Raw genomic sequence first — 26,392 nt, forward strand, 5'->3', positions numbered from 1 at the left:
CCCGGGTGGGCCGCGTCGCCGCGCGGCGGTAGCGTCAGCGGCGTGCACTTCGTGATCATGGGCTGCGGGCGGGTCGGGGCGACCCTCGCCGAGCAGCTCGAGGACAACGGCCACTCGGTGGCGGTGGTCGACCAGAATCCGGACGCCTTCCGCCGGCTCCCCTCGCACTTCGCCGGGCGGCGCGTCACCGGTCTCGGCTTCGACCGTGACGCCCTGGCCCAGGCGGGCATCGAGGAGGCGCACGCGTTCGCGGCCGTCTCCAACGGCGACAACTCCAACATCATCGCCGCCCGTGTCGCCCGCGAGGTGTTCGGGGTGGGCAACGTCGTCGCCCGGATCTACGACCCCCGCCGCGCCGAGGTCTACCAGCGTCTGGGCATCCCGACGGTGGCGACGGTGCGCTGGACCGCGGACCAGGTGCTGCGCCGGATGCTGCCCCTCGGTGCGGTGTCCGAGTACCAGGACCCGTCCTCCTCCGTGAGCCTCGTGCGCTGCGACGTGCACGTGGGGTGGGTGGGGCAGGAGCTCGAGCGGGTGGAGGAGCGGACCGGCGCGCGCGTGGCGTACGTCACCCGGCTGGGCCGCGGCATGGTGCCCGAGCCGCGCAGCGTCGTGCAGGAGAACGACGTGGTGCACCTGATGGTGGCGACGGACCGGGTCGGGCCCGCGCAGCGGGTGCTCGCCGGCCCGCCCGGACGGGAGGAGGACTGATGCGCGTCGTCATCGCCGGAGCGGGCTCGGTCGGCCGGTCCATCGCCCGCGAGCTGCTCGGGCACGGCCACGAGGTCACCCTCGTGGACCGCAACCCCGCCGCGATGCGGGTGGCCTCGGTCGCCGAGGCGGACTGGCTGCTCGCGGACGCCTGCGAGCCCAGCGCGCTGGCGGAGGCCCGCGTCGAGGACAGCGACGTCGTCGTCGCCGCGACCGGGGACGACAAGGTGAACCTGGTCGTCTCCCTGCTGGCCAAGACGGAGTTCGGCGTCCCGAGGACCGTCGCCCGCGTGAACAACCCGAAGAACGAGTGGATGTTCGACGACGCCTGGGGCGTCGACGTGCAGGTGTCCACCCCGCGGATCATGACCTCGCTGGTGGAGGAGGCGGTCTCGGTCGGGGACCTCGTACGGATCTTCCGGTTCCACCAGTCCGGGGCCAGCATGCACGAGATCACGCTGCCCGCGGACTCCCCGGTGGTGGGCCGCCGGGTGGGTCAGGTGACGTGGCCGCCGGACACGGTGCTCGCCGCGATCATCCGCGAGGACCGGCCCATCGCACCCGGGGGCGACGACACCCTGGAGGCGGGCGACGAGCTCCTGCTCGTGGTGTCCGCCTTCGCGGAGGACCAGCTCAGCGGTCTGCAGCAGATGCTGGCTCCCGCACCAGCACCCACGTCGCCCACAGCGTCAGGCCCCACAGCGGAAGCCCCATGACGAGCCGGGCGGTGCCGAGCCAGGCGACCTCCGCCTGCAGGAACAGCGGGATCTGCACCGCCAGGCGGAGCAGGAACATCCCCACCCACAGCCACGTGGCGAGCCGGTAGCGCACCAGCCGGGCGCGCTGCGCGGGGTCCGTTCGCCACGAGAAGTCCTGCCCCTTGAGCAGGGAGACGACGACGCCGACCACGGGCCAGCCCGCCAGCAGCGCCCCGATCAGCACGACGGCGTACGCGCCGTTGGTCCACAGCCCGAAGGCGAAGTAGTCCTGCGCCTCGCCGGTGCGCCACGCCCACACCACGCCGATGACGACGCCGACGAGCCCGCCGGCGGCCTGGGTGAGCGGGGTCCTGCCGACGAGCCGGAGCGCCATGGCCACCACGGCGACGGCGAGCGAGGCCACCAGCGGCGGGACGAGGCCGCCGGTGGCGATGAAGACGGCGACGAAGACCAGGCCGGGGGCCATGGACTCCACCAGGCCGCGGACCCCGCCGATGGTCTCGGCGAGCGAGAAGTCCTCCCCCACGAGCTGGCGCATCGCGGAGCCCTTGGCGGCCTCGGCGACGTTCTCCTCCAGCTGGTGCTCGGCGCGCTCCTCGGCGGGGTCCCCGGGCGAGGCGCTCACGCGGAGGCCACCCTGGGCAGCAGGCGGTAGCCGGGGTTGAACATGGCGGGTCTCCCGTGGTCGTCGTACACCATGCCCTCGGCCACCAGGCGCCGCCCGGGGGTGATGCCGGGGATGTCGCGGCGGCCGAGGAAGATCAGCTCGACGGTCCCCGTGCCGTCGGAGAGGCGGGCCGACAGCGCCGGGGTCTGCGAGCGGGGCCGGTAGGTCAGCGCGGTGACGGTCCCGGCCACGACGGCGCGGCGGCGGGGGACGATCTCGGCCACCGGCGTCGCCCCGGGCACGTGGCTGATCCGGCGCTCCTCGTCCGCCTCGATCTCTCGCCGCGACGCCAGGAGACCGTGGAGCGCGTCGGCGACGCGCGGGGTCATCGGACCTCCGTGATCTCCGGGCCGCGCCGCAGCGGGTCGAGCCCCGGCTCCTCGGCCGCGGCGGCGGCCGGGGCTGCGGTCGCCTGCCCGGGCGCGTGCAGGAGCAGCACGTCGCGGGGGGCGCGTGCCTCCTGCCCGCGCACGACGACGACGTCGGCGAGCACGTCCTCCAGCTCGGCGGCCGCCTCCGGATCGACGGCGGCCTTGCCGGTCACGACCGCGCGCAGGAACCAGCGCGGCCCGTCGACGCCGACGAAGCGGGCGGGCCGGTGCCCGGTGCCGCCCTCCGGCGTCTTCACCGGCAGGCGGGCCAGCAGCTCGGTGCCGAACGGGCCCTCGACCTCCTCGGCGGTGCCGCCCTGCTTGCCGACCGAGACGGTGATCTCCTCGCGCAGCTCGTCCCAGATGCCCAGGGTGCGCGGCGCGGCGAACACCTGGAGCTGCATGGCGGAGCCGTTGAGCCCGAGCGTGACCGCGACGACGTTGCGCGACTTCTTCTCGACCTCGAGCCGCAGCTGCATACCCGCGCGCGGGGGGATCCGCAGGGCACCGAGGTCCAGGCGGGACCCGATCCCGGGGACGGCCTCGACGTCGTGCGGTCCGCGGTCCGGGCTCTCCGCCACGGCCTCGGGGGCGGCCTGCGTCTCGTCGGTCCCGGCGTCGGACGGGGTGTCGCGCCTGCGGCGCGAGAACAGACTCATCTTCGTCAGCGTCTCCTCGAATGCTGTCGGACCCGGCGGCTCGGCCGCCGGGCGCGTGTCGACTGTACCCGTGGCGTGCAGGGCCGTGCAGCGGCCGTCCCGGCCACTGTGGACGTCCGTGCCGGGACCGGAGGACGCGGCGGTCGTGGTCGCGCCGGGCGGGAAGGATGCGGCGGTCGTGGTCCGGCCACGTGCGGCCGTCCTGGCAGAGTGAGGGACGTGGAGAAGATCTCGACCGCGACGACCCCCCTGTTCCGCGAACGGCTGGCCCCGCCGCCGAGCGTGCACCTGATCTCGCTGCTGCTGGGCGGGGCTGCAGCCCTCGCGCTGTCACTGTGGGGGCCGGTGGCCGCCGTGGTCGGCGGCGTGGTCGCCGCGGCGGGGCTCTCGGCCCTCCTCGTGCTCACGGCCCCGGTGGTCGAGGTGGTCGCCGGCGGCGACCCCGCCGACGGCGGGGCGCCGGGGGCGCTGCGGCTGCGGGCGGGGCGGGCGGTGATCCCCGTGGAGGCGCTGGGCGCCGGCGAGGCGCTCGACGCGGACGAGCTGCGCGAGGCCATGGGCCCGGGCGCGAACGCGCGGGCCTGGGTCTGCCACCGTTCGTGGGTCCGATCCGCGGTCCGGCTGCCGGTGGCGGACGAGCGGGACACCACGCCCTACTGGCTGGTGTGCACACGCCGGCCCAGGCAGCTGCTCGCTGCGCTGGACCGGCGCTGATCGGTCGATCGGGTCAGGCGGCGCACTCGGAGCAGACCAGCTGCCCCTTGTCCTCGTAGGCCAGCTGACTGCGGTGGTGCACCAGGAAGCACTTGGCGCAGGTGAACTCGTCGGCCTGGCGCGGGAGCACACGAACCGAGAGCTCCTCGCCGGACAGGTCCGCGCCGGGGAGCTCGAAGCCCTCCGCGGCCTCGGCCTCGTCCTCGTCCACGGACGGGGAGTTCTTCTCCGCGCGACGAGCCTTCAGCTCCTCGATCGAGTCCTCGGAGAGGTCCTCTTCGTTCTTGCGCGGTGCGTCGTAATCGGTCGCCATCTCGGCGTCACGCTCCGGTTCTTCGTTTCGTGGGTGGGTCGTGGGCCGATGCGGCCACGTACACCCGGGTAACGCCCAGTTGGCACGTTTGTTCCCGGGGTCACCGGATTGTGCACCACGAGGGGCGTTCCCGCACAGGGGATCCGGCGGTTCCGGGGGTCCCGGTGACAGACTTCACAGGCACCGGCCCCCTCCACCGGCGCCCGGCGCCCGGCGCCCGGCGCGGCAGCGCCGGTCGCGGCAGGGCCTGCGCCCTCAGGCGCCCGCCCGGCGGAGCGCGGCGGCGAGCTCGTCCACGAGCGCCCCCGGGCCGGCCACCGTCATGGCCCCCGAGGCCGGACCGCCGTCGAGTCCCTGGACGACGCCGCCCGCCTCGGCCACCACGAGCGCACCCGCCGCCATGTCCCACGGGTTCAGGCCGCTCTCGTAGTAGGCGTCCAGGCGCCCGTCGGCCACGAGGCACAGGTCGATCGCCGCCGAGCCGATCCGCCGGATGTCCCGCACGTCGGGCAGCAGCCGCGCCACGACCGCGGCCTCGCGGGTGCGTTCCTCGACGGTGTAGCCGAAGCCGGTCCCCACGAGCGCCTCCGCGAGGGGCGGCGCCGGTCGCGGGCCGAGCCGTTCGCCGTCGCGCCAGGCGCCGATCCCCCGCCCGGCGGTCCAGGTGGTCCCGCCGGCGACCGCGTGGACGCAGCCGGCCTCGAGCGTCCACGTGAGCGGGTCGGCGCCGCCGGAGACCACCGCCACGGAGACCGCGTAGGCAGGGATGCCGTAGAGGAAGTTCACGGTCCCGTCGACGGGGTCCACCACCCACGTCAGCCCGGACGTCCCCGCGACGACGCCCTCCTCCTCCCCCAGCACCCCGTCGTCGGGACGGGCCGCGGCGATCCGCTCCCGCAGCAGAGCCTCGACCTCCTCGTCGACGGCGGTGACGACGTCGACGGCCGAGGACTTCGTGCGGGCGACGCCGCCGTGGTCACCGGTGCGGGCCCGCACGTGGTCGCCGGCCGCGCGGGCGAGCTCCTCGCTCAGGGCCATGAGGGCCGCGGGTCCGGTGCTCGTGGGATCGGTCACGTCTGCGCCCTCCTGGGGCCTGATGGTGTCGCACGGGCGTCCCGGCCGGGCCGCCGCGAGCCATTGTCACGAACGGAACACACCGCCACCAATCCGGGGCAGCGGCGCCCGCAGGTGGCACCCTCGGGGGAAGAACCTCGAGGAGGACCCATGGTTGAGCTCGAACTGCTCGGGCTGCACGGTGACGGTGAGCACCTCACCCTCACCGACGAGGACGGACGTCGGTACCAGGTACCCATCGACGACGCCCTGCGTGCCGCCGTGCGCCGGGACCGCCCCAAGCTGCGCGACCTGCCCGCGGACCCCGGCGAACCGCTGCGGCCCAAGGACATCCAGGCCCTGATCCGGGCCGGCGCGTCCGTCGCCGAGGTGGCGGAGCGCTCCGGGCTGGACGAGGAACGGGTGCGCCGCTACGAGGGGCCCGTCGTCGCCGAGCGGACCTGGGTGGTCCAGCAGGCGCAGAACCAGCGGGTGGGTCATGAGTCCGACGCCCCGCGGCTCGGCGACCTCGTGCTGGACCGCCTGGCCGCCCGCGGCGTGGACACCCGCACCCTCGAGTGGGACGCGGTGCGCCGCCCCGGCCAGGCCTGGGAGGTGCTCGCCGTCTTCGTCGCGGGCGAGCGCGAGCGCGAGGCCCGGTGGGAGGTCGACCTGGCCGCCCGCACGCTGCACGCGGTTGACGACGAGGCCCGCTGGCTCTCCGAGACGGAGATCGGCACCTCCGCGCACCCGCGCCGGCACCTGAACCCGGTCGGGGCGCGCGGCCGCGTCTTCGACGTCGAGGCTGACGGCCCGCCGCGCCACAGCCCGGTCTCGGCGGCCTCGCCCGACGTCGCCACCTCCGCCACCTCCGCCCCCTCGGCCGCCACCCCCGCAGCGGGCGCCGGGACAGAGTCACTGCTCGCCGAGCTGGCCGCCCACCGCGGCACCCGCGTCGAGCTGCAGCCCGAGCTCGAGGGCGGCGTGGACGGGACGGACGAGAGCGTCTGGGGCGGCGGCGCGCATCCCGCGGCGTCGCGACCCGAGGAGGCGACCGACGCGCACGTCCTGGCCCTGCCGCGCCGCGAGCGTGACGTCCAGCCCGAGGAAGGCCCCGGGACCACGCCCGCACTGCCGGCCCCCGCCGAGGAGCCGGGCCCGACGGCGCAGCGCGCCCAGGACGGCCCCGCGAGCGGCGCCCGCGCCGGCCAGCCCGAGAACCGCCCGGCCGATGCGGGCGCGAAGGGGTCACGCCCGGCGGAGCGGCGCAGGTCGCGCCGCTCGTCGAACCGGCGCAGCGTCCCGAGCTGGGACGAGATCGTCTTCGGCGCGCGTCCGGAGTAGACCCGGCTCCGCCCTACTCCCCCAGCGGGAGGGTCTCCGGGCTCAGGCTCGCGGCGTGCACGGAGGCCGCGGTGACCCGGCGGACGTGGTGGCGGCGGCATAGCACCTCGTAGCCCACGTCCTCGACCCGGTCGGTGTCGCCGACGACGACCTGCTCGCCCTCGGTGACCATGATCCCGTTGACGGTGCGCGCGTTGTGGGTGGCCCGGGCGCCGCACCAGCACAGCGCCTCGACCTGGAGACGCTCCACGCGGTCGGCCAGCTCGAGCATGCGCGCCGACCCGGGGAAGAGGTGGGTGCGGAAGTCGGTGGTGATGCCGAAGCCGAACACGTCCACCTCCATCTCGTCGACGAGCCGGGCGAGCTGCTCCACCTGCCGGGGCGAGTAGAACTGCACCTCGTCGCAGATGAGGTAGTCGACCCGCCCGCCGTGGACGCGCCTGCGGACCACCTCGTCCCAGAAGTCGGTGGCGTCGGTGACCTCCTCGGCCGGGACCGCGAGGCCCAGGCGGGAGGACAGGACCGCGGCGCCGGCGCGGTCGTTGCGGGAGAAGATCAGTCCCTCGCGGCCGCGGGCGGCGTGGTTGTGGTCCATCTGCAGGGCCAGCGTGGACTTGCCGGAGTCCATCGTGCCGGAGAAGAAGACGAGCTGGGCCACTAGACCACCGTCCTGACGAGCGGGACCGCCATCTCTGCCTCGGTCAGGGCGCCGTGCACCCCGATGAGCCCGATCGAGCCGGGCGGCTGGGTGCGCGAGTCGACCACGACGTCGCGGCCCCGCATGACGGCGACGACGTCCCCGACGGCGTCGAGGCGCTCGGGCGAGACGGGGCCGAGCAGGCCCGTGGCCACGAGCTCGTCGCGCTCGGCCACCCAGGCGCTCTCGCCCAGCACCTCCCGCCAGCGCGTGGCCACCTCGGGCGCGGTGCCGGGAGCCGTGTAGACGTGGTTCATCCGTGGCTCGCCCGCGACGAGCTCGACGTCCTGCGCGAGGGCCGGCGTCGTCGCGATGTCCGTGCGCGCGGCGACGTCCACCATCCCGTGGTCCGCGGTGACGACGAGGAGCGTGCCCGCGGGCAGCGACCGGGCCAGGCGGCGCAGCTCGCCGTCGAGGGCGGTGACCTCCTCGCCCCACTGCCACGAGCCCCACCCGTGCACGTGGCCGACGTGGTCGACGTCGCCCCAGTACAGGTAGACCGCCGCCACGTCGGGGCGCCGCAGCTGGGCCACGGTGACGTCGACCCGGTCGGCGAGGGACTCCGCGGTCGCGTGGCGCATGCCGCGCAGGGCGCACTCGGTCAGCCCGGAGCCGACGAACCGTGCCGGGCCGACGCTGACCACCCCGGGCAGCTCCTCCCCGGCGGCCCGCCGACGGTCGAGCTGCTCGACGAGGGTGTCGTGGCGCTGCCACTCGCGCGGGCGCACCGACGTGTCGTCCCACCGGATGAGGTTCAGCACGCCGCCGTCTGCGGGGTCGCGCACGGAGTAGCCCAGCATCCCGGTGGTGCCCGGCAGCTCCCCGGTGCCCACCGCGGTGACCGCGGACGCCGTGGTCGAGGGGAACGTGCTGCGCAGGGTCAGGGCGTCGGCGAGGTGCGAGCGCAGGAACGGGGCGTGCCCGCCGCGCTCGGTCAGCATCTTCATGCCGAGGCCGTCGACGAGCACCACGCAGGTCTTCGGCGCGCTCGGCAGGCCGAGGTCGGCGCGGTCCTCGGCGCTGGTGCGGCCCGCGGAGGCGGTGGCCAGCCCGACGGCGTCGAGGGCGCCCGAGAGCACGGCGCGCACCTGGGGCGCGTGGTTCTCCCCCGTCACGCCCGCGGGCCCCCGGCGGTGGCGGCCGAGAGGGCGCGGGCGAAGGCCAGCGCGCCCTTGAGCGCGTCGGAGCCCTCGGCGTGGGCGCTCACCCGCACCTCCACGCCCTCGGGGGTGATGCTGCCGGTGTACCCGTGGTCCGCCTCGCAGTCGGGGTCGCCGCAGCTGGCCGGGGCGAGGTCGAGGGTCTGCGCGGTGCCCCAGCTCACGGCCACGGTGAGCTCCTGGAACTGCATGCCGCGGGAGCGGGCGGGCTCGCTCACGCCGTGGGTCAGCGAGACCGACCGGACCTCGCGCAGCGCGACGGAGTCCGTGGTCGCCAGCGCCGACGGCCGGCCGTCGGGGCCGGGCGCGTCGTCGACGTGGGCGACGACCAGCCTGGTGGGCGTGAGGACGAGGGCGGTGAGGTGCCGGAAGACCTCGGTCTCGTCGAACGTGGTCTCCGGGTGGACGAGGAAGGACGTCACGGGCTCGTCCGCCAGCGCGAGGTCGATCGCGCCCGCGACGACGTCCGGGTAGTAGCCGGCGTGGTCCAGGTCAGCACGCAGCTGCTTGGCGAGGTTGGTCAGCACCGGCTCATTCTCCCACCCCGGCGCGCTCCTCGCCCTCCTCCGGCGGGATCGGCAGCGCGCGCCGCCCCGCGTCCTGGCGCACGGGGTGGGCGACCTCCACCGAGAACGACGTGATCCGGGCGCCCCGCTCCCCCACGATCACCGGGTTGAGGGTCACGTCCACGACCTCCGTGAGGTCGTCGGTGAGCATCGAGACCCGCGCGATCACGTCCTCCAGGGCTGCCAGGTCGACGACCGGCAGCCCCCGGTGCCCCAGCAGGCGCGGGGCCGCCCGGACCGAGCGCACCATGTCCGAGACGTCGGTCGCGGTCAGCGGCGTGATCCGGTGGGAGACGTCCCCGAGCAGCTCGGTGGCGTCGCCGCCCAGGCCGAAGGAGACGACCGGGCCGTACAGGTCGTCCTCGGCGCCGCGCACCACGCACGCCACGCCGGGCGGCGCCATGGCCTGGACCTCGAAGGAGGAGGAGCGACCGAGCACCTCCCGCGTCCGCTCGGCCATCAGGACCATGGCCTCGCGCAGCGCGTCGGCGTCCGTCAGGTCCAGGCGCACCCCGCCCAGGTCGGTGCGGTGGCGCAGCACCTCGTCGGTGGTCTTCAGGGCGACCGGCCATCCGATCCGCTCGGCGGCCTCGACGGCGGCGTCTGGGTCGGTGACGGTGGTCGAGCCCAGCACCTCGATGCCGTAGCACGCGAGCAGCCGCGCCGCGGTGTCCTGGTCGAGCCGCTCGCGGCGGCCGGGCGGGAGGGACCCGAGGGTCTCGGCCAGCACCTCGCGCGCCGCGACGGGGTCGATGCCGGGCGGGTCCACGAGGGGGTCGCCGGCGTGCTCGCGCCAGGACGCGTGACGGACCGCGCCGGCCAGTGCGCCGACGGCGTCCTCGACGGTGGTCATCGACGGCACGCACGCACCGTCGGCGGTCAGCTCCTCCGTCAGGCCGTGCAGGCCGTGGGCGCTGGCCACCCAGGTGCGCGGGTCCTGGGCGGCGGCACGGGCGATCGCGGCGGCGACGCCGGGGTCGGTGCGGCCCAGGGGCGGGGCGAGCGCGATGACGACGGCGTCCCAGTCGTCGCGCCCGCGCAGGGCGGCCAGGGCCGCCTCGTAGGCGTCCGGGCCGGCGAGCGGCTCGAGGGTGACGGGACGGCCCGCGACCTCCAGGCCCTGGGCCGCCGCGACGTCGGCCACGAGGGCGGCGAGGGAGGCGGAGGAGGAGACGACGGCGGTGCGCGGCCCGGCGGGCAGCGGCTGGGCCAGCAGGAGCCCGGCGACGTCGAGCATCTCCCGCTGGGTGCGGGCGCGGACCACGCCGGCCTGGCGGAGCATCTCGGTGAGCACGCGCTGGGGCTGGGTCGAGGTGCGCACCGCGTGCCCGGGCGGGGTCGCCTGGCCGGTCTGACCGGAGACGACGGCGACCAGCGGGGTGGTCGCCGAGAGGCGGCGCGCGATCCGCGAGAACTTGCGCGGGTTGCCGATGGACTCCAGGTAGACGGCGCCGACGGCGGTGGGCTCGTGCACGGACCAGAACTGCATGGTGTCGTTGCCGGAGACGTCCACGCGCAGGCCCGAGGAGAGGAAGCTCGACACGGGCAGGCGCCGGCGTGCCGCGGTGGAGCGCAGCGCGAGCGCCGCCGCCGCCGACTGGCAGAACATCCCGATGCCGCGGCTCGCGGAGGCGACGGCGAGCGGCCCGGGGGTGCCCGGCTCGGGCCCGGTGCTCTCGGTCCACAGGGAGGCGTTGTAGCGCCCCGCCTCGCCGTTGCCGACCACGCCGTAGCTGGCCGGTCCGACCACCCGCATCCCGGCCTCCCGGGTGCGGCGCAGCAGCCGCCGCTGCCGGTGCATGCCCTCCGGGCCCTGCTCGCCGAAGCCGTGCGAGAGGACCACCACGGCGCGCACGCCGAGCGCGGCCAGCGCGGGGACCGCGTCGACGACCTGCTCGGACGGTCCGGCGACGACCGCGAGCTCGACCGGGCCCTCGACGGCGCCGAGGTCCGGGTAGCGGCGCACCCGCCCGCCGGCGCCGGGGTCCGCCGCGTCGGCGGCGGCCGTCCCGTCTGCCTGGTCCGTCCCGTGGGCGGGGGCCGTCCCTTCGGCGTGGCCCACGCCGTCGAGGCCGACCAGGTGGACCGGCCCGCGGAAGCCGCCGACCAGCAGGGAGCGGGCCGCCGCGGACGCCAGCACGTCGCCCTCGCCGCCGTCGGGGCCCAGCCGCACGAGCACGAGCGAGGTCGCGGCCAGGACGGTGCGCATGCTCAGCGCCTCGGCGTGACGCTCCCTCTCGGCCATGACCCGCCAGGACCGCTCGGTCTCCTCGATGTCGAACGCGACCGACACGACGCCGTCGTCCATCTGCTGGCGGACCTCGTAGCCGGCGTCGGAGAAGACCCGGATCATCTTGGCGTTGCCGGGCAGGACGTCCGCGACGAACGTGTGGACGCCGCGCTCGCGGCCGGCGGCGGCGAGGTGCTCGAGGAGGACGGAGCCCAGGCCGCGGCCCTGCTCGGTGTCGGCGACGTAGAACGCGACCTCCGCCGTCCCGGGGTCGACCACGTCGAAGCGGCCGACGGCACGGATCTCGTCCCCCTCGGTGAGGACCAGCGCGACCCGCGAGCGGTGGTCGACGTGGGTGAAGCGGTGCAGGTCCTTGTCGCTGAGCCGCGCCATGGGGGCGAAGAACCGGAAGTAGACCGACTGCGCGGACTGCGCCAGGTGCATGCGCTGCAGGGCGTCCGCGTCGTCGGGGCGGATGGGCCGGATGTGCATCGCGGCGCCGTCGCGCAGGACGACGTCCGCCTCCCACTCCGCGGGGTAGGGCGCATCCTCCATGGCCCGAGCCTAGCCAGCCCGTGGCGCTGCACGGCATCGGCCCGCCGATCGGGGACAATCGACCCCATGCCCCGCAAGACCCCCGAAGCCCCCATGCCGCCGGAGAAGATCGTCGACATCGACGTCTCCGCCGAGATGCAGGGCTCGTTCCTGGAGTACGCGTACTCCGTCATCTACTCCCGCGCGCTGCCGGACGCCCGGGACGGCCTCAAGCCGGTGCAGCGCCGCATCCTCTTCCAGATGGACCAGATGGGGCTGCGCCCCGACCGCGGTCACGTGAAGTCGGCGCGCGTGGTGGGCGAGGTGATGGGCAAGCTTCACCCGCACGGCGACAGCGCGATCTACGACGCGATGGTCCGGCTGGCGCAGCCGTTCGCGCTGCGGCTGCCGCTGGTGGACGGGCACGGCAACTTCGGCTCCCTCGACGACGGCCCCGCCGCCTCCCGGTACACCGAGGCCCGCCTGGCCCCCGCCGCGCTGGCGATGACCGCGGACCTGGGCGAGGACACCGTCGACTTCGTCCCCAACTACGACAACCAGCTCACCCAGCCCTCGGTGCTGCCCTCGGCCATCCCGAACCTGCTGGTCAACGGCGCGACCGGCATCGCCGTCGGCATGGCGACGAACATGCCGCCGCACAACCTCGTCGAGGTCGTGGCCGCCGCCCGCCACCTCATCGCCCGCCCCGACGCCACGCTCGAGGACCTCATGCGGTTCGTCCCCGGCCCCGACCTGCCCGAGGGCGGGAAGATCATCGGCCTGGAGGGGGTGCGCGAGGCGTACGCCACCGGCCGCGGCAGCTTCCGCACCCGGGCGACCGCGCGGGTGGAGAACCTCACGGCGCGCAAGAAGGGCATCGTCGTGACCGAGCTGCCCTACATGGTGGGCGCGGAGCGGGTGATCGAGAAGATCAAGGAGGCGGTCAACGCCCGCAAGCTCCAGGGCATCACCAACGTGCAGAACCTCACCGACCGCCACCACGGCCTGCGCCTGGTCATCGAGGTCAAGAACACGTTCAACCCCGAGGCCGTCCTCGAGCAGCTCTACCGGCACACGCCGATGGAGGAGTCCTTCGGCATCAACAACGTCGCCCTGGTGGACGGCCAGCCGCGCACGCTCGGCCTGCGCGAGCTGATCGAGGTCTACGTCGGCCACCGCCTCACCGTGGTGCGCCGCCGCACCGCGCACCGCCTGGCCCGCGCCACCGAGCGCGCCCACCTCGTCGCCGGACTGCTCACCGCCATCGCCGACATCGACGAGGTCATCGCGGTCATCCGCTCCTCCGACGACGTCGAGGCCGCCCGCGGGCGCCTCATGGCCGTCTTCGACCTCGACGAGGCCCAGGCCGACTACATCCTGGCCCTGCGCCTGCGCCGCCTGACGAAGTTCTCCCGGATCGAGCTCGAGGCCGAGCGCGACGAGCTCGCCCGTCAGATGGCCGAGCTGCGGGAGATCCTCGACTCCGACGCCCGCCTGCGCGAGGTCGTCTCGGACGAGCTGGCCACCGTCGCGCGGGAGTTTGGCACCCCGCGGCGCACCGTGCTCCTGGAGCACGCCGGCGGCCCCGCCGCGCAGGCCGCCGCCGGCCCCGCCGCACGGGGCGGAGCCGCACGCGGGTCCGGCACCCCGCTGGAGATCGCGGACGCCCCGTGCTGGGTGCTCCTCTCCGGCACCGGGCTGCTGGCCCGCACCGCCGACGGCGACGCCCCCCTGCGGTCCGGCCCCCGCTCCTCCCACGACGCGCTCGCCCACGCCGTGCCCGCCACCACGCGCGGACAGGTCGGCGTCGTGACCTCGGCCGGGCGGGTGGTCCGCCTCGACGTCCTCGACGCGCCCGGCCTGCCGCCGAGCGGGGCCGCGCCGAGCCTGTCGGGCGGCGTGCCGCTCACCGAGCTCCTGACCCTGGAGCGCGACGAGGAGGCGGTGGGGCTCGCGCGCCTGGACGACGACGCAGCCCCCCTGGTTCTCGCCACCGCTCAGGGCGTGGTCAAGCGCGTGACGGGCGACCGTCCCGGCAACCGGGACAGCTGGCAGGTGATCACGCTGCAGGAGGGCGACCGCGTGGTCGGCTGCGGGCACGCCGGGGAGGAGGACAAGCTCGTCCTGATCTCCTCCGACGCGCACCTCCTGCGATTCGACGCCGCCGCGGTGCGTGCTCAGGGCCGGGCCGGCCGCGGCGTGGCCGGCATGCGGCTGGCGGAGGGCGCCAGCCTGGTCCACCTGGGGATCGTCGCGGCGGAGGACGTCTCCGGATCCGTCGTCGTCACGATCGCCGGCACGGCCGGGGCGCTGCCCGGAACCGTGCCGGGCAGCGCGAAGGTCACCCCGCTCGACCGCTACCCGGCCAAGGGCCGGGCCACCGGCGGCGTCCGCGCCCACCGCTTCCTGCGGGGCGAGGACGTCCTGCAGGTCGCCTGGGCGGGACCCGAGCCGGCGCGGGCCGTGGGCTCCGGCGGCCAGTCGGTCAGCCTGCCGGCGGTGGACGAGCGACGCGACGGCTCCGGCCAGGCCCTGCCCGTCCCGGTCGCCGCGATCGGCTGAGACGGACGGTCCGCCGTCGGGCGATCCCGGCGGCGGACCCCCGGCCGGCTGACCAGCGCGCGCCGGGCCGGCCCGGAGCCCGGCGTTCGACACCGGCTCGAAGCCCGGCCGTCCGACACCGGAGCGCTCTCGCGAGGCGGCTCGCGCCGGGTGCGGGTCAGATCTCGATGGTGTACATCGCCGAGCCGCGGGTGCGCTCGTACCCGAGGTTCATGAAGAGGACGTCGGCTCCGGTGGGGTTGTCCGCGTCGACGTCGAGGCCGGCGTACTGCATGCCGTCGTCGGCGTAGGCGCGCATCGCGCGGGTGAGCAGCGCCGTGGCCACGTGCCGGCCCCGCCAGTCGGGCAGCACGCCGAGGATCTCGGTGTACCCCTCGGTCCAGCCCAGCGCGGGCCAGTCCTGCTCGTAGCGGCTCGACATGAGGTAGCCGGCCACCTGCGTCCGGTCGCTCGAGCGGTCGAGCGCGACGAAGCTCCACGACGGCGCGTGGTGGGACCACTCCTGGGCCCAGGTCTCCGGCGTGTGCGGCTGCGAGCCCCACTGCTCGCCGAACGCCTTGTTGTGCGCACGGCGCACGGCGTCGTCCAGCTCCGGGGACCACCGCTCCACGGAGAGCGGGCGGTCGAGCCGGACCTCCGGGATCGGCAGCGAGAGGTCCCGCCGCAGCTGGGAGTACCACCGGCGCGGTTCGAAGCCACGGCGGCGCAGCTGGCGGGCCAGGGTCTCCATGTCGTCGTCCACGTGCACGACGATGCGGCCCGGCGCGTCCTTGCCGGACTCGGCGAGCATCTGGCGTGCACGGCCGGTCTGCCAGTCGAGCAGCGCCCCGCCCAGGCCCTCGCCGCGGCGGTCGGGGGCGACGCCGCCCGAGCAGAAGGCCCGCACCAGCGTGCTGTCGCCGCGCCGCACCCGCACGAACCCGAAGGCCACGAGCCGCTCGGCGCCGTCCCACGCACCGAGCGCGCTCCAGTCGTGGCTGGCGTCGAAGTACTCCAGGACCTCCTCCGGGGAGGTGCGGTAGGGCGGGTTGTCCACGCTCTCGATCCGGGTCACCAGCGAGACCAGCGCGGCGCCGTCGTCGGCCGTGATCGGCCGCCAGGTCGCCCCCGCGAGGTCGGGGGGCGGCGCCAGCACGGACGGTGCCTGCGCGCGCGCAGCCAGCGGCGCGTGCGCGGGCGGGCGCACGGCGTCGCCGGGCTGGGTGAGGGGGGCTGGCACGAGCGTGACCCTACGTCCTGGGCCGTCCGGGAGTCATGTTCCGACGCCGGGTGTGCCTCATATCTCGATCGTGTACAGGATCTGCGCACCCTGGCGCTGGTAGCCCAGGCGCTCGTAGAAACCGTGGGCGCCGGAGGGGTTGATCGTGTCGACGTCGAGGCCGGCGGACTCGATGCCGTCCGCGGCGAGCGCCCGGATCACGCCCGCCAGCAGGCTGCGGGCGACACCGCGGCCACGGTAGGCGCGCCGGACACCCACGAACTCGGTGTAACCCTCCGAGAAGCCGAGAGCCGCCCAGGCGTGCTCGTGGCGGGAGGTCAGCGCGTAGCCCGCGACCTCCTCCGCGCCGTCGGGTGTGCGGGCCAGGGCGATCTTGGACCAGCGCGGCTCGATCTCGCGCAGCACCCGGCGCCACGACTCCGGGGTCAACGGCTGGGAGCCCCAGTGGTCGGCGAAGACCTCGTTGTGGGTGTGCCGCACCTCGTCGTCGAGCTCGGGCGACCAGTCCACCATCCGCAGCCCGGCGGCCAGTGGCGCGTCGGGCACCGGCGCGCTCACCGGGCGACGCATCTCCTGGAACACCCGCTTGGGGCTGAACCCGGCGGCGACGTAGAGGCGGCGGCGGTCGGTCAGGTGCTCGTCGACGTAGGCGCCGATCCGGGCGGGCAGGTCCCGGCCGTCCTGCGCCAGCAGCTGGCGGGCCCGGGCGTCCTGCCAGTCGAGCAGCGCGCGGCCGATCCCGCGGCCGCGCCAGCCGGGCGCGATGGTGGCGGTGATGAAGGCGCGCAGGATGTCCGTGTCCCCCGGCGGGAGGTAGACCACCGCCATCGCCTGGAGCTCGCCGTCGGAGGAGAACCCGCCCAGGGAGTCGCGGACGAGGGTGTGGGCGGGGTCGAAGGCGTCGGCCACCTGCAGGGGGCCCGGCGCGGCGAGCGGCTTGTCGACCGCGGCGCAGCGCGCGACGAGGTCGAGCACGGCGTCGGCGTCCTCGGCGCCCAGGTGGCGCCAGGTCAGGCCGTGGTGCGGCCCTGGCACCTCGGCCACCTCTGGAGCGCGCAGTCGTTCGGACAGCGGGACCCGGGAGCTCGCGGGAGAGGACATGGTCCCGATCCTACCGAGCAGCACTTTCGACACCCGCAGCCGGCGGGTGACTTCGTTCACCCGGCCGGCAGTCCCGGCCGGCGGACCCGGCCGGCGTCAGGCGTCGATGCGGTCGGCGGAGATGTCGTTCGCACCCGCGACGATGAAGTCCTTGCGCGGGGCGACCTCGTTGCCCATGAGGAGCTCGAAGACCCGTTCGGCCTCCACGAGGGCCGCCTCGTCCGCCATGGAGATGCGCCGCAGGGTGCGCCGGGACGGGTCCATCGTCGTCTCGGCCAGCTGGTGGGCGTCCATCTCGCCCAGGCCCTTGTACCGCTGGATCGGCTCCTTGTAGCGCTTCCCGGTCCGTTCGAGCTTCCTCAGCAGGTTCGTCAGCTCGGCCTCGGCGTAGGTGTAGATCACCTCGCCCTTCCTCCCGCCCGAGCCGGAGATCTCGACGCGGTGCAGCGGCGGGACGGCGGCGTAGACGCGCCCGGCCTCGACCAGGGGGCGCATGTACCGGAAGAACAGCGTCAGCAGCAGGGTCCGGATGTGGGCGCCGTCGACATCGGCGTCCGTCATCAGCACGATCTTGCCGTAGCGGATCGCGTCGAGGTCGAACGTGCGGCCGGACCCGGCGCCGATCACCTGGATGATCGAGGCGACCTCGGCGTTCTTCAGGATGTCCCCGGGCGACGCCTTCTGGACGTTGAGGATCTTCCCGCGGATCGGGAGCAGGGCCTGGAAGTCGCTGGAGCGGGCCAGCTTGGCGGTGCCCAGGGCGCTGTCCCCCTCGACGATGAACAGCTCGGAGCGCTCGATGTCGTCGCTGCGGCAGTCGGCCAGCTTCGCCGGCAGGGTGGAGGACTCCAGTGCGTTCTTGCGCCGGGAGATCTCCTTCTGCAGGCGCGCCGACACCCGTGCGCGCATCTCGCCGACGACCTTCTCCAGCAGCGCGGCGGCCTGGGTCTTCTCGTGCCGCCGCGGGGACGTCAGGAGCGCGGTCAGCTCGGTCTCGACGACCTTGGCGACGATCGCCCGGACCGGGGCCGTGCCGAGCACCTCCTTGGTCTGGCCCTCGAACTGCGGCTCGGGCAGGCGGACCGTGACGACGGCGGTCACGCCGGCCAGGACGTCGTCCTTCTCGACCTTGCCGTCGCGCGCCGTGACCTTGAGCCGGCGGGCGTTGGTCTCGATCTGCTTGCGCAGGGTCTTGAGCAGCCCCTGCTCGAAGCCGGAGAGGTGCGAGCCGCCCTTGGGGGTGGCGATGATGTTGACGAAGGAGCGCACGGTGGTGTCGTAGCCGATGCCCCAGCGCAGGGCGATCTCGACCTCGCAGCGCCGCTGCACCTCGACCGGGCGCAGGTGCCCCTTGCCGTCGAGCTGCTGGACCGTCTCGGAGAACGTGCCCTCGCCCTGGAGCCGCCACGTGTCCGTGACCGAGGTGTCGGTGGCCAGGAAGTCGGCGAAGTCGACCACCCCGCCGTCGTGCCGGAAGACCTCCTCGACGGGACCGTCCTCCCCCGGCGTGCCCGGGCGGCGTCGCTCGTCCCGCACGGTGAGCGCCAGCCCGGGGACCAGGAACGAGGTCTGCCGGGCGCGCTCGATGAGGTCCTCGTAGGAGAACTCCGCGGACACGGGGAAGATCTGCCGGTCGGCCCAGTACCGCACCCGGGTGCCGGTCACGCCCCGCCTGACCTTGCCGCTCACGGTCAGCTCGGAGGCGTCGGTGAACGGCTCGAACGGCGAGTCGGGCGAGACGCCCTTGCGGTCGTCGTAGACCCCCGGCTCGCCGCGGTGGAAGGTCATGCGGTGGGTCTTCCCGCCGCGGTCCACCTCGACGTCCAGGCGCGCGGACAAGGCGTTGACCACCGAGGCGCCCACGCCGTGCAGGCCGCCCGAGGCGGCGTACGACCCACCGCCGAACTTGCCGCCGGCATGGAGCTTGGTGAAGACCACCTCGACGCCGCTCAGCCCGAGCGACTCGACCGTGTCGACGGGGATGCCGCGACCGTCGTCGCGCACCTCCACGGAGCTGTCGGGGTACAGGATGATGTCGATCTTGCTCGCGTGACCCTCGAGCGCCTCGTCGACCGCGTTGTCGATGATCTCCCACACGCAGTGCATGAGCCCGCGGGAGTCCGTGGAACCGATGTACATTCCGGGTCGCTTGCGCACGGCCTCGAGCCCCTCGAGCACGGAGAGGTGACGAGCCGTGTAGCTGGATCCGGTGGCGATGGCGGTGGACACCCGTTGATCCTAGGTTTCCCGCGCCCCGGGGCGGTGCACCGACCCGCGAGTCGTGCGCCGGATCACGGCGCGCCGCGTGGCGACGGCCACAATCGGCTACGCCGGCAGCGAACCGCCGCACCACCGGGGGATGGTTCCGGCCGCCGGATGGTTACATGTTGGTGTGACAGCAACGACCGAGACCCCCGCCCTGACCGCCCAGGACCGATGCGACGCCTGCGGCGCGCAGGCCTACGTGCGCGTGCAGATGGCGACCGGTGAGCTGCTCTTCTGCGCCCACCACGCCCGCAAGCACCAGGAGGCGCTGCGCAAGGTCGCCACGCAGATCCACGACGAGACCGCCCGGCTCCACGCCGAGGAGGGCACCTCGGTCGTCTGACCGGACCGCTAGCGCGACGGCCGTCACCCGCTGGGTGGCGGCCGTCGCGTCGTTCGGGAGCCGTGCCACCTCGCGGCAGGATATCGGTCGGCCGGCGGACCTCCTCGCCGCCCGCTGCGTCCCGGCGGAGCAGCGGCTACAGCTCGCGGCCGGCCCGCGGCCGGTCCGGGCTCAGGTACGGCGTGCGCCGCGGGCTCAGCCGCGCTCGGCGGCCGCGGAGCATCTCGTCCATCGGCACGCCCAGGCTGCGGGCGGTGAAGGCGTCGATCAGGCTCGGGTCCATCAGATTTCCCTCCCCCCGGTGCTCTCCCCGTCCGTCGGGAACGGTGCGGGCGTTCGCGGGTCGCGCGGGAACGCGCGGAACTGGACCTCGACGGTGCGGGACCCGGGGGGACCGTCGCCCTCCTGCCCTCGTCCGGCGAGCCGCTCCTGCCACCGCGCGAGAACGTCGGTGTACTCCCGCACCATCTCCGCGAGCTCGTCCCTCGTGGCGCAGAGGTAGGCGTCCGTGTCGATCGCGGCGCCGGCCCACTCCGACTCGAGGCCCGAGCGTTTCCGCTCGTGGAAGCGGGCCGCGGACCGGAATCGCAGCCGGAGCCACTCCTCGCCGAAGATCGACAGCGCCTCGCGCCCGGCGGGCGTGCCGGCGTGCTCGGCGGAGATCCGCGTCTCGGCCTCCACCACCCGCCAGAACCGCTCGCGAGCGGTGCCGCGACCCGGAACCTCCTCGATGAAGCCGTGCTTGGCGAGCTGGCGCAGGTGGTAGCTGGTCAGGCCGGAGGACTCGCCGAGCCGCTCCGCCAGCTGGCTCGCCGTCGCGGGCCCGGTCATGAGCGCGTCCCAGAGCTGGGTGCGCAGCGGGTGAGCCAGCGCCTTCAGGGCCACCACGTCCAGCACGCGTCGGGGCGGCGCCGCGGGAGCCGGCCGGTCTGTCGTCATGCTGGCGAGCGTACCGTTGCAAACACCTCTTTGCAAGGGTTTGTTTGCGCACCTGCTCCCGCGGTCACAGCTCCTTCGTGTACGCGATGCCTTTCCGGTCCGGGCGGTAGCCGAGGCGGGTGTAGAGCGCCAGCGCGCCGCTCCCGTTCTCGGTGTCCACGCCGAGGTCGGCCCGCTCCATCCCCGATCGCGCGAAGGCGCCCATGGACGCGGCGAGCAGCGCGGGCGCGATGCCGCGCCGGCGCCACGCCGGACGCACCCCGAGCAGGTCGGTCCAGCCGCAGGTGTAGCCCTGCACCTCCCAGTCCTGCTCGTAGGCGGACGCCACCGTGTACCCGGCGACCTCGTCGCCGTCGAGGACGACGAAGCTCCAGTCGGCCCGGAGGTAACGGGAGCCGACCACCGACCGGCGCCAGTCCTCCTCCGACCGGGGCTCGCTGCCCCAGTGACCGGCGAAGGCCTCGTTGTGGGCGCGCCGCACGGCATCCGCGTCGACCGAGGCGAGCGGGACCAGCCGGAGGTCGGGGTCGAGAGGGACCTCGGGAACGGGGTGGTCGCCGTCGAGCTGCCTGGTCATGTCCACGAACCAGCGTTCGGCGCGGAAGCCGGCACGTTCGAGGAGACGGCGCGCGGCCGCGACGTGCTCGTCGGTGTGCACCCGTGCGAGGGCGGGCAGGTCCCGCCGGGCCTCCGCCGTCTTCTGCCGGGCCCGCTCCTCCTGCCAGCGCAGCAGCGCACGTCCCACGCCGCGGCCGCGCCACCCGGGGTGGACCCCTCCCCAGCAGAACGCCCGCACGCTGCGGGTGTCGCCCGGGCGGACCTCGACGACGCCGAACGCCCGGGGCACCCCGTCGGCGTCCATGGCGACCACCGTGTCCGCGGCGGGGTCCTTCCAGCTGCCGTCGGTCAGCGCGTCGACCAGGTCGTCGGGCGTGTTGCGCTCGGCGGTGTCGTCGAAGTCCTCGACGGCGCGCACGAGGCCGTGCCAGGCGGGCACGTCGTCGACGGTCAGGGGGCGCCACGCGAGTCCGGGGGTTCGCGGTGGGGCGAGGGGCGGCGTCGTCATGGGGAGGACCCTAGGCGTGCGGGCCCGGACCGCTCACGCCAATTTCCGGCGAGGGGAGGAGCACGTCGACCGAGCGGACAACCGCGAGGCTCCGCCGTCGGGGACCTCCCGGGAACGCCCGAGGCCCGCACCGTCACGGTGCGGGCCCCGGGGGCGACACTGTCAGTCGAGGTAGTCGCGCAGCACCTGGGACCGGCTGGGGTGGCGCAGCTTCGACATGGTCTTGGACTCGATCTGGCGGATCCGCTCGCGGGTGACGCCGTAGACCTTGCCGATCTCGTCGAGGGTCTTCGGCTGACCGTCGGTGAGGCCGAACCGCATGGAGACCACGCCGGCCTCACGCTCGGAGAGGGTGTCGAGCACCGCGTGGAGCTGCTCCTGCAGGAGGGTGAAGCTCACGGCGTCGGCCGGGACGACCGCCTCGGAGTCCTCGATCAGGTCGCCGAACTCGCTGTCGCCGTCCTCACCGAGCGGGGTGTGCAGGGAGATCGGCTCGCGCCCGTACTTCTGGACCTCGACGACCTTCTCCGGCGTCATGTCCAGCTCCTTGGCCAGCTCCTCCGGCGTGGGCTCGCGGCCCAGGTCTTGGAGCATCTGCCGCTGGACGCGGGCCAGCTTGTTGATGACCTCGACCATGTGCACGGGGATGCGGATGGTGCGGGCCTGGTCGGCCATCGCGCGGGTGATGGCCTGGCGGATCCACCAGGTGGCGTACGTGGAGAACTTGTAGCCCTTGGTGTAGTCGAACTTCTCCACCGCGCGGATCAGACCGAGGTTGCCCTCCTGGATCAGGTCCAGGAACAGCATGCCGCGGCCCGTGTACCGCTTGGCCAGGGAGACGACGAGGCGCAGGTTGGCCTCGAGCAGGTGGTTCTTGGCCAGGTGCCCGTCGTTGGCGATCCACTGCAGCTCGCGGCGGAGCTTCGGGGCGAGGCTGTCGGCCTCGGTCGCCAGCTTCTCCTCGGCGAACAGGCCGGCCTCGATGCGCTTGGCGAGCTCGACCTCCTGCTCGGCGTTGAGGAGCGCGACCTTGCCGATCTGCTTGAGGTAGTCCTTCACCGGGTCCGCGGTGGCCCCGGCCGTGACGACCTGCTGGACCGGCGCGTCGTCGTCGTCGGCGTCGGAGACGACGAAGCCGGTCTCGCCGGCGGCGGCCTCGGCGGCCGCCTCTTCCTCGTCCTTGTCCTTGTCGCCGGCCTGGGGGTCCTCGACGTCGGGCACGGCCTTGAGGGCGCCCTTCTTGGCGCGAGCGCCAGGCTTGGTGGCGGCCGGCTCGGCGGCGGCCTTGGGCGTGCCGGCGGCCGGCGTCTTCCTGGTGGACGTCTTGGCGGCGGGGCGCGCGGGCGCCTTTGACGTCGCCGTCTTCCGCGCCGGAGCCGCGGGGGCCTGCGCAGCCTGCTCCACCGAGGCCTCAGTGGGCTGGTCCGCGGAGGCGGAGGTGGTCTTGGAGGCAGAGGAGGACGTCACGAAATACCTTTCGGCGGGGTGCGGGGGCCGACGATCGATCCGTTCAGACCGTCGCAACCCTATAATTATAGCCTCAGCGGACCCGACCGGCACCCGGAACCATCGGTCGGGGCCACACCTGAGCCCGGCGAGCCCTGCTGCCCGCCGTGTATCGCACAACGTCCGCGCGCCTTCTTCTATGCCCGGGCTCCGCCCCTGCCGCACCCTCCGTGGCCCGCCGAGCGCCGCGACGCCGACCGCCGCGTCGCCGCGGTCTCACGCGGACACGCACCGTCCCCGCGCGGACCTGACGAGGCCCGCACGCCGTGGCGTGCGGGCCTCGTCGGACGAGCACGGGTCAGGAGACCGTCCCGTACGCCTCGACAGGCTGGCAGGCGCACACGAGGTGCCGGTCGCCGTAGGCGCCGTCCACCCGCCGCACCGGCGGCCAGTACTTCCCGTCCACCAGCGACGGCAGCGGGTACACGGCCTCCGCCCGGGTGTAGGGGTGGTCCCACTCCCCCGTCAGCATCTGCGCGGTGTGCGGGGCGTTGACCAGCGGGTTGTCCTCCCGCGGCCACGCCCCGGACCCGACCTGCTGCGCCTCGGCGTGGATCGCGACCATCGCCGCGCAGAAGCGGTCGAGCTCGGCGAGGTCCTCGCTCTCCGTGGGCTCGACCATGAGGGTCCCCGCGACCGGGAAGCTCATGGTGGGCGCGTGGAAGCCGTAGTCGATCAGCCGCTTGGCGACGTCGTCGACGGTGATGCCGGTGGCCGCGCGCAGCGGCCGTAGGTCGAGGATGCACTCGTGGGCCACGTGCCCGCTCTCGCCGCGGTAGAGCACCGGGTAGTGGCCCTCCAGGCGGGCCGCGACGTAGTTGGCGGCCAGCACCGCCGCCCCCGTCGCGCGCCGCAGTCCTTCCCCGCCCATGAGCGCCACGTACGCCCAGCTGATCGGCAGGATCGAGGGCGAGCCGTAGGGCGCGGCCGAGACGGCGCCGGAGCGCCGGTCGCCGTCCTGCGCGAGCGGGTGCCCCGGCAGGAACGGCGCCAGGTGGGCCCGTGCGGCCACCGGGCCGATGCCGGGCCCGCCGCCGCCGTGCGGGATGCAGAAGGTCTTGTGGAGGTTGAGGTGCGAGACGTCGCCCCCGAACCCGCCCGGCCGGGCGTGCCCGACCAGGGCGTTGAGGTTCGCCCCGTCGATGTAGACCTGGCCGCCGACGGCGTGCACCGCCTCGCAGACCTCGCGGACCTGCTCCTCGTAGACCCCGTGGGTGGAGGGGTAGGTGATCATGATGCAGGCCAGCCGCTCGGCGTGCTCCTCGACCCTGGCGCGCAGGTCCGCCAGGTCGACGTTGCCGCCCTCGTCGGTGCCCACGACCACCACGCGCATGCCCGCCAGGACGGCGGAGGCCGCGTTCGTGCCGTGCGCGGAGGCGGGGATGAGGCAGACGTCGCGCGCCGTCTCCCCCCGGGACTCGTGGTACCCCTTGATGGCCAGCAGCCCGGCGAGCTCGCCCTGCGAGCCGGCGTTGGGCTGGAGGCTGACGGCGTCGTACCCGGTGGCGGCGGCGAGCCAGCTCTCCAGGTCGTGGATGAGCTGCAGGTAGCCTGCGACGTCCTCCGCGGGCGCGAAGGGGTGGATGCGGGCGAAGCCGGGCCAGCTGATCGCCGCCATCTCCGCGGCCGCGTTGAGCTTCATGGTGCACGAGCCGAGCGGGATCATCCCCCGGTCGAGGGCGTAGTCCTTGTCCGAGAGCCGGCGCAGGTAGCGCATCATCGCGGTCTCGGTGCGGTAGGTGGAGAAGACGGGATGGGTGAGGTACTCGCTCGTGCGGGTCATGTCCGCCGGCAGCGCGACCTCCACGGACTCCGCCACCGCCGTCGACGCCCGCGCGTCCGGCGACCCGCCGTCGCCCGGGTCCCGCTCGGGATCGGCCGCGCGCGCGACCGCCGCGGCGAGCGCGACCACGTCCTCGTCGCCGGTGGCCTCGTCGACCGACACGCGGACCCGGTCGGCGTCCTGCACCCACACGGTGATGTTCTCCTCCAGCGCCGCGCTGCGCACGGCCTCGGCCCGCCCGGGTACGACCAGCTCGAGGGTGTCGAAGTAGTGCTCGTGGCTCAGGCGCACGCCGGCCCGCCGCAGCCCGGCCGCCAGGGCCCGCGTGCGGGTGTGGACCCCCTCGGCGATCTCGCGGAGCCCGTCCGGGCCGTGGTAGACGGCGTACATGGAGGCCATGACCGCCAGCAGCACCTGGGCCGTGCAGATGTTCGACGTGGCCTTCTCGCGGCGGATGTGCTGCTCGCGGGTCTGGAGCGCCAGCCGGAGGGCGGGGGCGCCGTCCGTGTCGCGGGAGACGCCGACGAGCCGGCCGGGCAGCTGACGCTCCAGGCCCCTGCGCACGCTGAGGTACCCCGCGTGCGGCCCGCCGAAGCCGAGCGGGACCCCGAGGCGCTGGGTCGAGCCGACGGCGATGTCCGCGCCCAGCTCGCCTGCGGGGGTGACCAGCGTCGCGGCCAGCAGGTCGGCGGCCACGACCACGACGGCGCCCGCGTCGTGCGCCGCGCCGACGGCGCGCTCGAGCACGGAGCGGGCCAGCACCCGGCCGGACGCGCCCGGGAGCTGGACGAGGACGCCGAAGACGCCGTCGAGGTCCGTCCCGTCCAGGCCGTCGGCGAGGTCCGCGACGACGAGCTCGATGCCGAGCGGGGCGGCCCGGGTCTCGAGCACCGCCCGCGTCTGGGCGAAGGTGTCCGCGTCGACGACGAAGCGGTCGCCCTTGTGCCTGGTGGCGCGGCGGGCGAGAAGCATGGCCTCGGCGGCGGCGGTGGCCTCGTCGAGCATCGACGCTCCGGCGACGTCGAGCCCGGTGAGGTCGGTGACCACCGTCTGGAAGTTCAGCAGCGCCTCGAGGCGTCCCTGCGAGATCTCCGGCTGGTACGGCGTGTAGGCGGTGTACCAGGCGGGGTTCTCGAGCACGTTGCGCTGGATGACGGGCGGCGTGAGCGTGTCGTAGTAGCCCTGCCCGATCATCGAGGTGCGCACGGTGTTGCGTGCCGCGATGCCGCGCAGGCGGGCGAGCACCTCGTGCTCGGAGGCGGCCTCGGGGAGCCCGGCGGGAGCCGACTCGTCCTGGATCGAGTCGGGGACGGCCTCGACGAGGAGCGCCTCGAGCGTGGGCACCCCGACGGCGGCGAGCATCTGCTCCTGGGCGGCGGCGTCGGTCCCGATGTGGCGGTCGGAGAAGTCCCTCACGCGCCCTGCCCCTCGACCAGCGCGCCGTAGCCGGCGGCGTCCAGCAGGTTCTCCGGCAGGCTCGCCACGCGCAGGGTGTACAGCCAGCCCTGCTCGTACGGGTCGGCGTTGACCGTCTCGGGAGCGTCGACCGCCTCCTGGTTGACCGAGGTGACCTCCCCGTCGGCCGGGGCGATGAGGTCCGAGACCGACTTGGTGGACTCGATCTCGCCGCAGGTCTCCCCTGCCGTCAGGGTGGTGCCCACCTCCGGCAGGTCGAGGTAGACCACGTCGCCCAGGGCCTCGGCCGCGTAGGCGGTGATGCCCACCCGCGCGGTGTCGCCGTCGACGGCGATCCACTCGTGGTCGGCGGTGTACTGGCGGTCGTCGGGGTAGCTCACGATGGCTCCATTCGGTGGGACTTGCCTGGCTGGTGCGGGGTCTGTCGGGGTACCGGGGGCTCTGGCCGCGGCCG

The 26,392-nt window shown here is 74.5% G+C and carries 24 protein-coding genes; 6 read left to right on the top strand and 18 right to left on the bottom strand.

Annotated features, from left to right (window positions below; genetic code table 11):
• Nucleotides 1-57 precede the first annotated feature (57 nt).
• Both KZX45_RS01905 and KZX45_RS01910 read left to right on the top strand, forming a co-directional pair.
• Complete coding sequence (locus tag KZX45_RS01905; protein WP_248256297.1) at nucleotides 58-711, top strand: TrkA family potassium uptake protein; 654 nt, start codon at nucleotides 58-60, stop codon at nucleotides 709-711.
• Nucleotides 711-1,427, top strand: a complete 717-nt coding sequence (locus KZX45_RS01910; protein ID WP_248256009.1) for a TrkA family potassium uptake protein — start codon at nucleotides 711-713, stop codon at nucleotides 1,425-1,427. Before KZX45_RS01905 ends, KZX45_RS01910 begins: the two co-directional genes overlap by 1 nt.
• On the opposite strand, the gene KZX45_RS01915 is transcribed toward KZX45_RS01910, so the two are convergent.
• Genes KZX45_RS01915 through KZX45_RS01925 form a run of 3 tightly spaced genes read right to left on the bottom strand, consistent with a single transcriptional unit; the run spans nucleotide 1,345 to nucleotide 3,127 of the window.
• The gene (locus tag KZX45_RS01915; RefSeq protein WP_248256010.1) at nucleotides 1,345-2,055 is read right to left on the bottom strand and encodes a DUF3159 domain-containing protein; all 711 of its coding nucleotides are present in this window, start codon (nucleotides 2,053-2,055) and stop codon (nucleotides 1,345-1,347) included. The two genes, KZX45_RS01910 and KZX45_RS01915, sit on opposite strands and share 83 nt — an antisense overlap.
• Nucleotides 2,052-2,426, bottom strand: a complete 375-nt coding sequence (locus tag KZX45_RS01920) for an OB-fold nucleic acid binding domain-containing protein (protein ID WP_248256011.1) — start codon at nucleotides 2,424-2,426, stop codon at nucleotides 2,052-2,054. The genes KZX45_RS01915 and KZX45_RS01920 overlap by 4 nt, the downstream gene beginning before the upstream one ends.
• Nucleotides 2,423-3,127 (bottom strand): DUF3710 domain-containing protein, encoded by a 705-nt coding sequence (locus KZX45_RS01925; protein ID WP_248256012.1) that lies wholly within the window; start codon nucleotides 3,125-3,127, stop codon nucleotides 2,423-2,425. Before KZX45_RS01925 ends, KZX45_RS01920 begins: the two co-directional genes overlap by 4 nt.
• A gap of 219 nt (nucleotides 3,128-3,346) precedes the next feature.
• Between KZX45_RS01925 and KZX45_RS01930 the strand changes: the two genes are divergently transcribed.
• The gene (locus KZX45_RS01930) at nucleotides 3,347-3,841 is read left to right on the top strand and encodes a DUF3093 domain-containing protein (protein WP_248256013.1); all 495 of its coding nucleotides are present in this window, start codon (nucleotides 3,347-3,349) and stop codon (nucleotides 3,839-3,841) included.
• Nucleotides 3,842-3,854: 13 nt separating this feature from the next.
• Here the strand turns inward: KZX45_RS01930 and KZX45_RS01935 are convergent, their stop codons facing one another.
• Complete coding sequence (locus tag KZX45_RS01935) at nucleotides 3,855-4,154, bottom strand: DUF4193 domain-containing protein (RefSeq protein WP_098482274.1); 300 nt, start codon at nucleotides 4,152-4,154, stop codon at nucleotides 3,855-3,857.
• Between the two features lie 255 nt (nucleotides 4,155-4,409).
• Nucleotides 4,410-5,228, bottom strand: a complete 819-nt coding sequence (locus KZX45_RS01940; RefSeq protein WP_374112511.1) for an inositol monophosphatase family protein — start codon at nucleotides 5,226-5,228, stop codon at nucleotides 4,410-4,412.
• A gap of 150 nt (nucleotides 5,229-5,378) precedes the next feature.
• Between KZX45_RS01940 and sepH the strand changes: the two genes are divergently transcribed.
• A complete protein-coding gene (sepH, locus tag KZX45_RS01945; protein WP_248256014.1) occupies nucleotides 5,379-6,551 on the top strand; it encodes a septation protein SepH in 1,173 nt (390 codons plus the stop codon).
• 13 nt (nucleotides 6,552-6,564) lie between these two features.
• Here sepH and KZX45_RS01950 read toward each other — a convergent pair whose 3' ends face one another.
• From KZX45_RS01950 to KZX45_RS01965, 4 genes are read right to left on the bottom strand one after another with little or no spacing between them, the layout of a single operon-like run.
• On the bottom strand, nucleotides 6,565-7,209 hold the full coding sequence (locus KZX45_RS01950) for a thymidine kinase (protein WP_248256015.1): 645 nt from the start codon (nucleotides 7,207-7,209) through the stop codon (nucleotides 6,565-6,567).
• The gene (locus KZX45_RS01955) at nucleotides 7,209-8,363 is read right to left on the bottom strand and encodes an alkaline phosphatase family protein (RefSeq protein ID WP_248256016.1); all 1,155 of its coding nucleotides are present in this window, start codon (nucleotides 8,361-8,363) and stop codon (nucleotides 7,209-7,211) included. The genes KZX45_RS01950 and KZX45_RS01955 overlap by 1 nt, the downstream gene beginning before the upstream one ends.
• A complete protein-coding gene (locus KZX45_RS01960; protein ID WP_308221691.1) occupies nucleotides 8,360-8,935 on the bottom strand; it encodes a DUF5998 family protein in 576 nt (191 codons plus the stop codon). The genes KZX45_RS01955 and KZX45_RS01960 overlap by 4 nt, the downstream gene beginning before the upstream one ends.
• Before the next feature lie 4 nt (nucleotides 8,936-8,939).
• Nucleotides 8,940-11,759, bottom strand: coding sequence for a GNAT family N-acetyltransferase (locus tag KZX45_RS01965; RefSeq protein WP_248256017.1), 2,820 nt, complete (start codon nucleotides 11,757-11,759; stop codon nucleotides 8,940-8,942).
• Between the two features lie 66 nt (nucleotides 11,760-11,825).
• On the opposite strand from KZX45_RS01965, the gene KZX45_RS01970 reads away from it, so the two are divergent.
• Nucleotides 11,826-14,300 (top strand): DNA topoisomerase (ATP-hydrolyzing) subunit A, encoded by a 2,475-nt coding sequence (locus KZX45_RS01970; RefSeq protein ID WP_248256018.1) that lies wholly within the window; start codon nucleotides 11,826-11,828, stop codon nucleotides 14,298-14,300.
• A gap of 157 nt (nucleotides 14,301-14,457) precedes the next feature.
• Here the strand turns inward: KZX45_RS01970 and KZX45_RS01975 are convergent, their stop codons facing one another.
• The 3 genes from KZX45_RS01975 to KZX45_RS01985 form a co-directional block, all read right to left on the bottom strand.
• Complete coding sequence (locus KZX45_RS01975; RefSeq protein WP_248256019.1) at nucleotides 14,458-15,519, bottom strand: GNAT family N-acetyltransferase; 1,062 nt, start codon at nucleotides 15,517-15,519, stop codon at nucleotides 14,458-14,460.
• A gap of 57 nt (nucleotides 15,520-15,576) precedes the next feature.
• Complete coding sequence (locus KZX45_RS01980; RefSeq protein ID WP_248256020.1) at nucleotides 15,577-16,620, bottom strand: GNAT family N-acetyltransferase; 1,044 nt, start codon at nucleotides 16,618-16,620, stop codon at nucleotides 15,577-15,579.
• A gap of 96 nt (nucleotides 16,621-16,716) precedes the next feature.
• On the bottom strand, nucleotides 16,717-18,849 hold the full coding sequence (locus tag KZX45_RS01985) for a DNA topoisomerase IV subunit B (RefSeq protein WP_248256021.1): 2,133 nt from the start codon (nucleotides 18,847-18,849) through the stop codon (nucleotides 16,717-16,719).
• Between the two features lie 130 nt (nucleotides 18,850-18,979).
• Here KZX45_RS01985 and KZX45_RS01990 point away from each other — a divergent pair, with 130 nt between their 5' ends.
• Nucleotides 18,980-19,228, top strand: coding sequence for a hypothetical protein (locus KZX45_RS01990; protein ID WP_248256300.1), 249 nt, complete (start codon nucleotides 18,980-18,982; stop codon nucleotides 19,226-19,228).
• 136 nt (nucleotides 19,229-19,364) lie between these two features.
• Here the strand turns inward: KZX45_RS01990 and KZX45_RS01995 are convergent, their stop codons facing one another.
• The 6 genes from KZX45_RS01995 to gcvH all read right to left on the bottom strand — a co-directional run bounded on the left by KZX45_RS01995 (nucleotide 19,365) and on the right by gcvH (nucleotide 26,318).
• Nucleotides 19,365-19,511 carry a hypothetical protein gene (locus tag KZX45_RS01995; protein WP_248256022.1) on the bottom strand — a complete coding sequence of 49 codons (147 nt, stop codon included), beginning with the start codon at nucleotides 19,509-19,511 and terminating at the stop codon, nucleotides 19,365-19,367.
• Complete coding sequence (locus KZX45_RS02000) at nucleotides 19,511-20,167, bottom strand: winged helix-turn-helix domain-containing protein (RefSeq protein ID WP_248256023.1); 657 nt, start codon at nucleotides 20,165-20,167, stop codon at nucleotides 19,511-19,513. The genes KZX45_RS01995 and KZX45_RS02000 overlap by 1 nt, the downstream gene beginning before the upstream one ends.
• 64 nt (nucleotides 20,168-20,231) lie before the next feature.
• A complete protein-coding gene (locus KZX45_RS02005) occupies nucleotides 20,232-21,233 on the bottom strand; it encodes a GNAT family N-acetyltransferase (RefSeq protein ID WP_248256024.1) in 1,002 nt (333 codons plus the stop codon).
• 162 nt (nucleotides 21,234-21,395) lie between these two features.
• The gene (locus KZX45_RS02010; protein WP_248256025.1) at nucleotides 21,396-22,700 is read right to left on the bottom strand and encodes an RNA polymerase sigma factor; all 1,305 of its coding nucleotides are present in this window, start codon (nucleotides 22,698-22,700) and stop codon (nucleotides 21,396-21,398) included.
• A gap of 337 nt (nucleotides 22,701-23,037) precedes the next feature.
• Nucleotides 23,038-25,938, bottom strand: coding sequence for an aminomethyl-transferring glycine dehydrogenase (gene gcvP / locus KZX45_RS02015; protein ID WP_308221692.1), 2,901 nt, complete (start codon nucleotides 25,936-25,938; stop codon nucleotides 23,038-23,040).
• Complete coding sequence (gcvH, locus tag KZX45_RS02020; protein WP_248256026.1) at nucleotides 25,935-26,318, bottom strand: glycine cleavage system protein GcvH; 384 nt, start codon at nucleotides 26,316-26,318, stop codon at nucleotides 25,935-25,937. Before gcvH ends, gcvP begins: the two co-directional genes overlap by 4 nt.
• Nucleotides 26,319-26,392 lie beyond the last annotated feature (74 nt).

This window comes from Georgenia sp. EYE_87, assembly GCF_023148685.1.
Lineage (GTDB): Bacteria > Actinomycetota > Actinomycetes > Actinomycetales > Actinomycetaceae > Georgenia.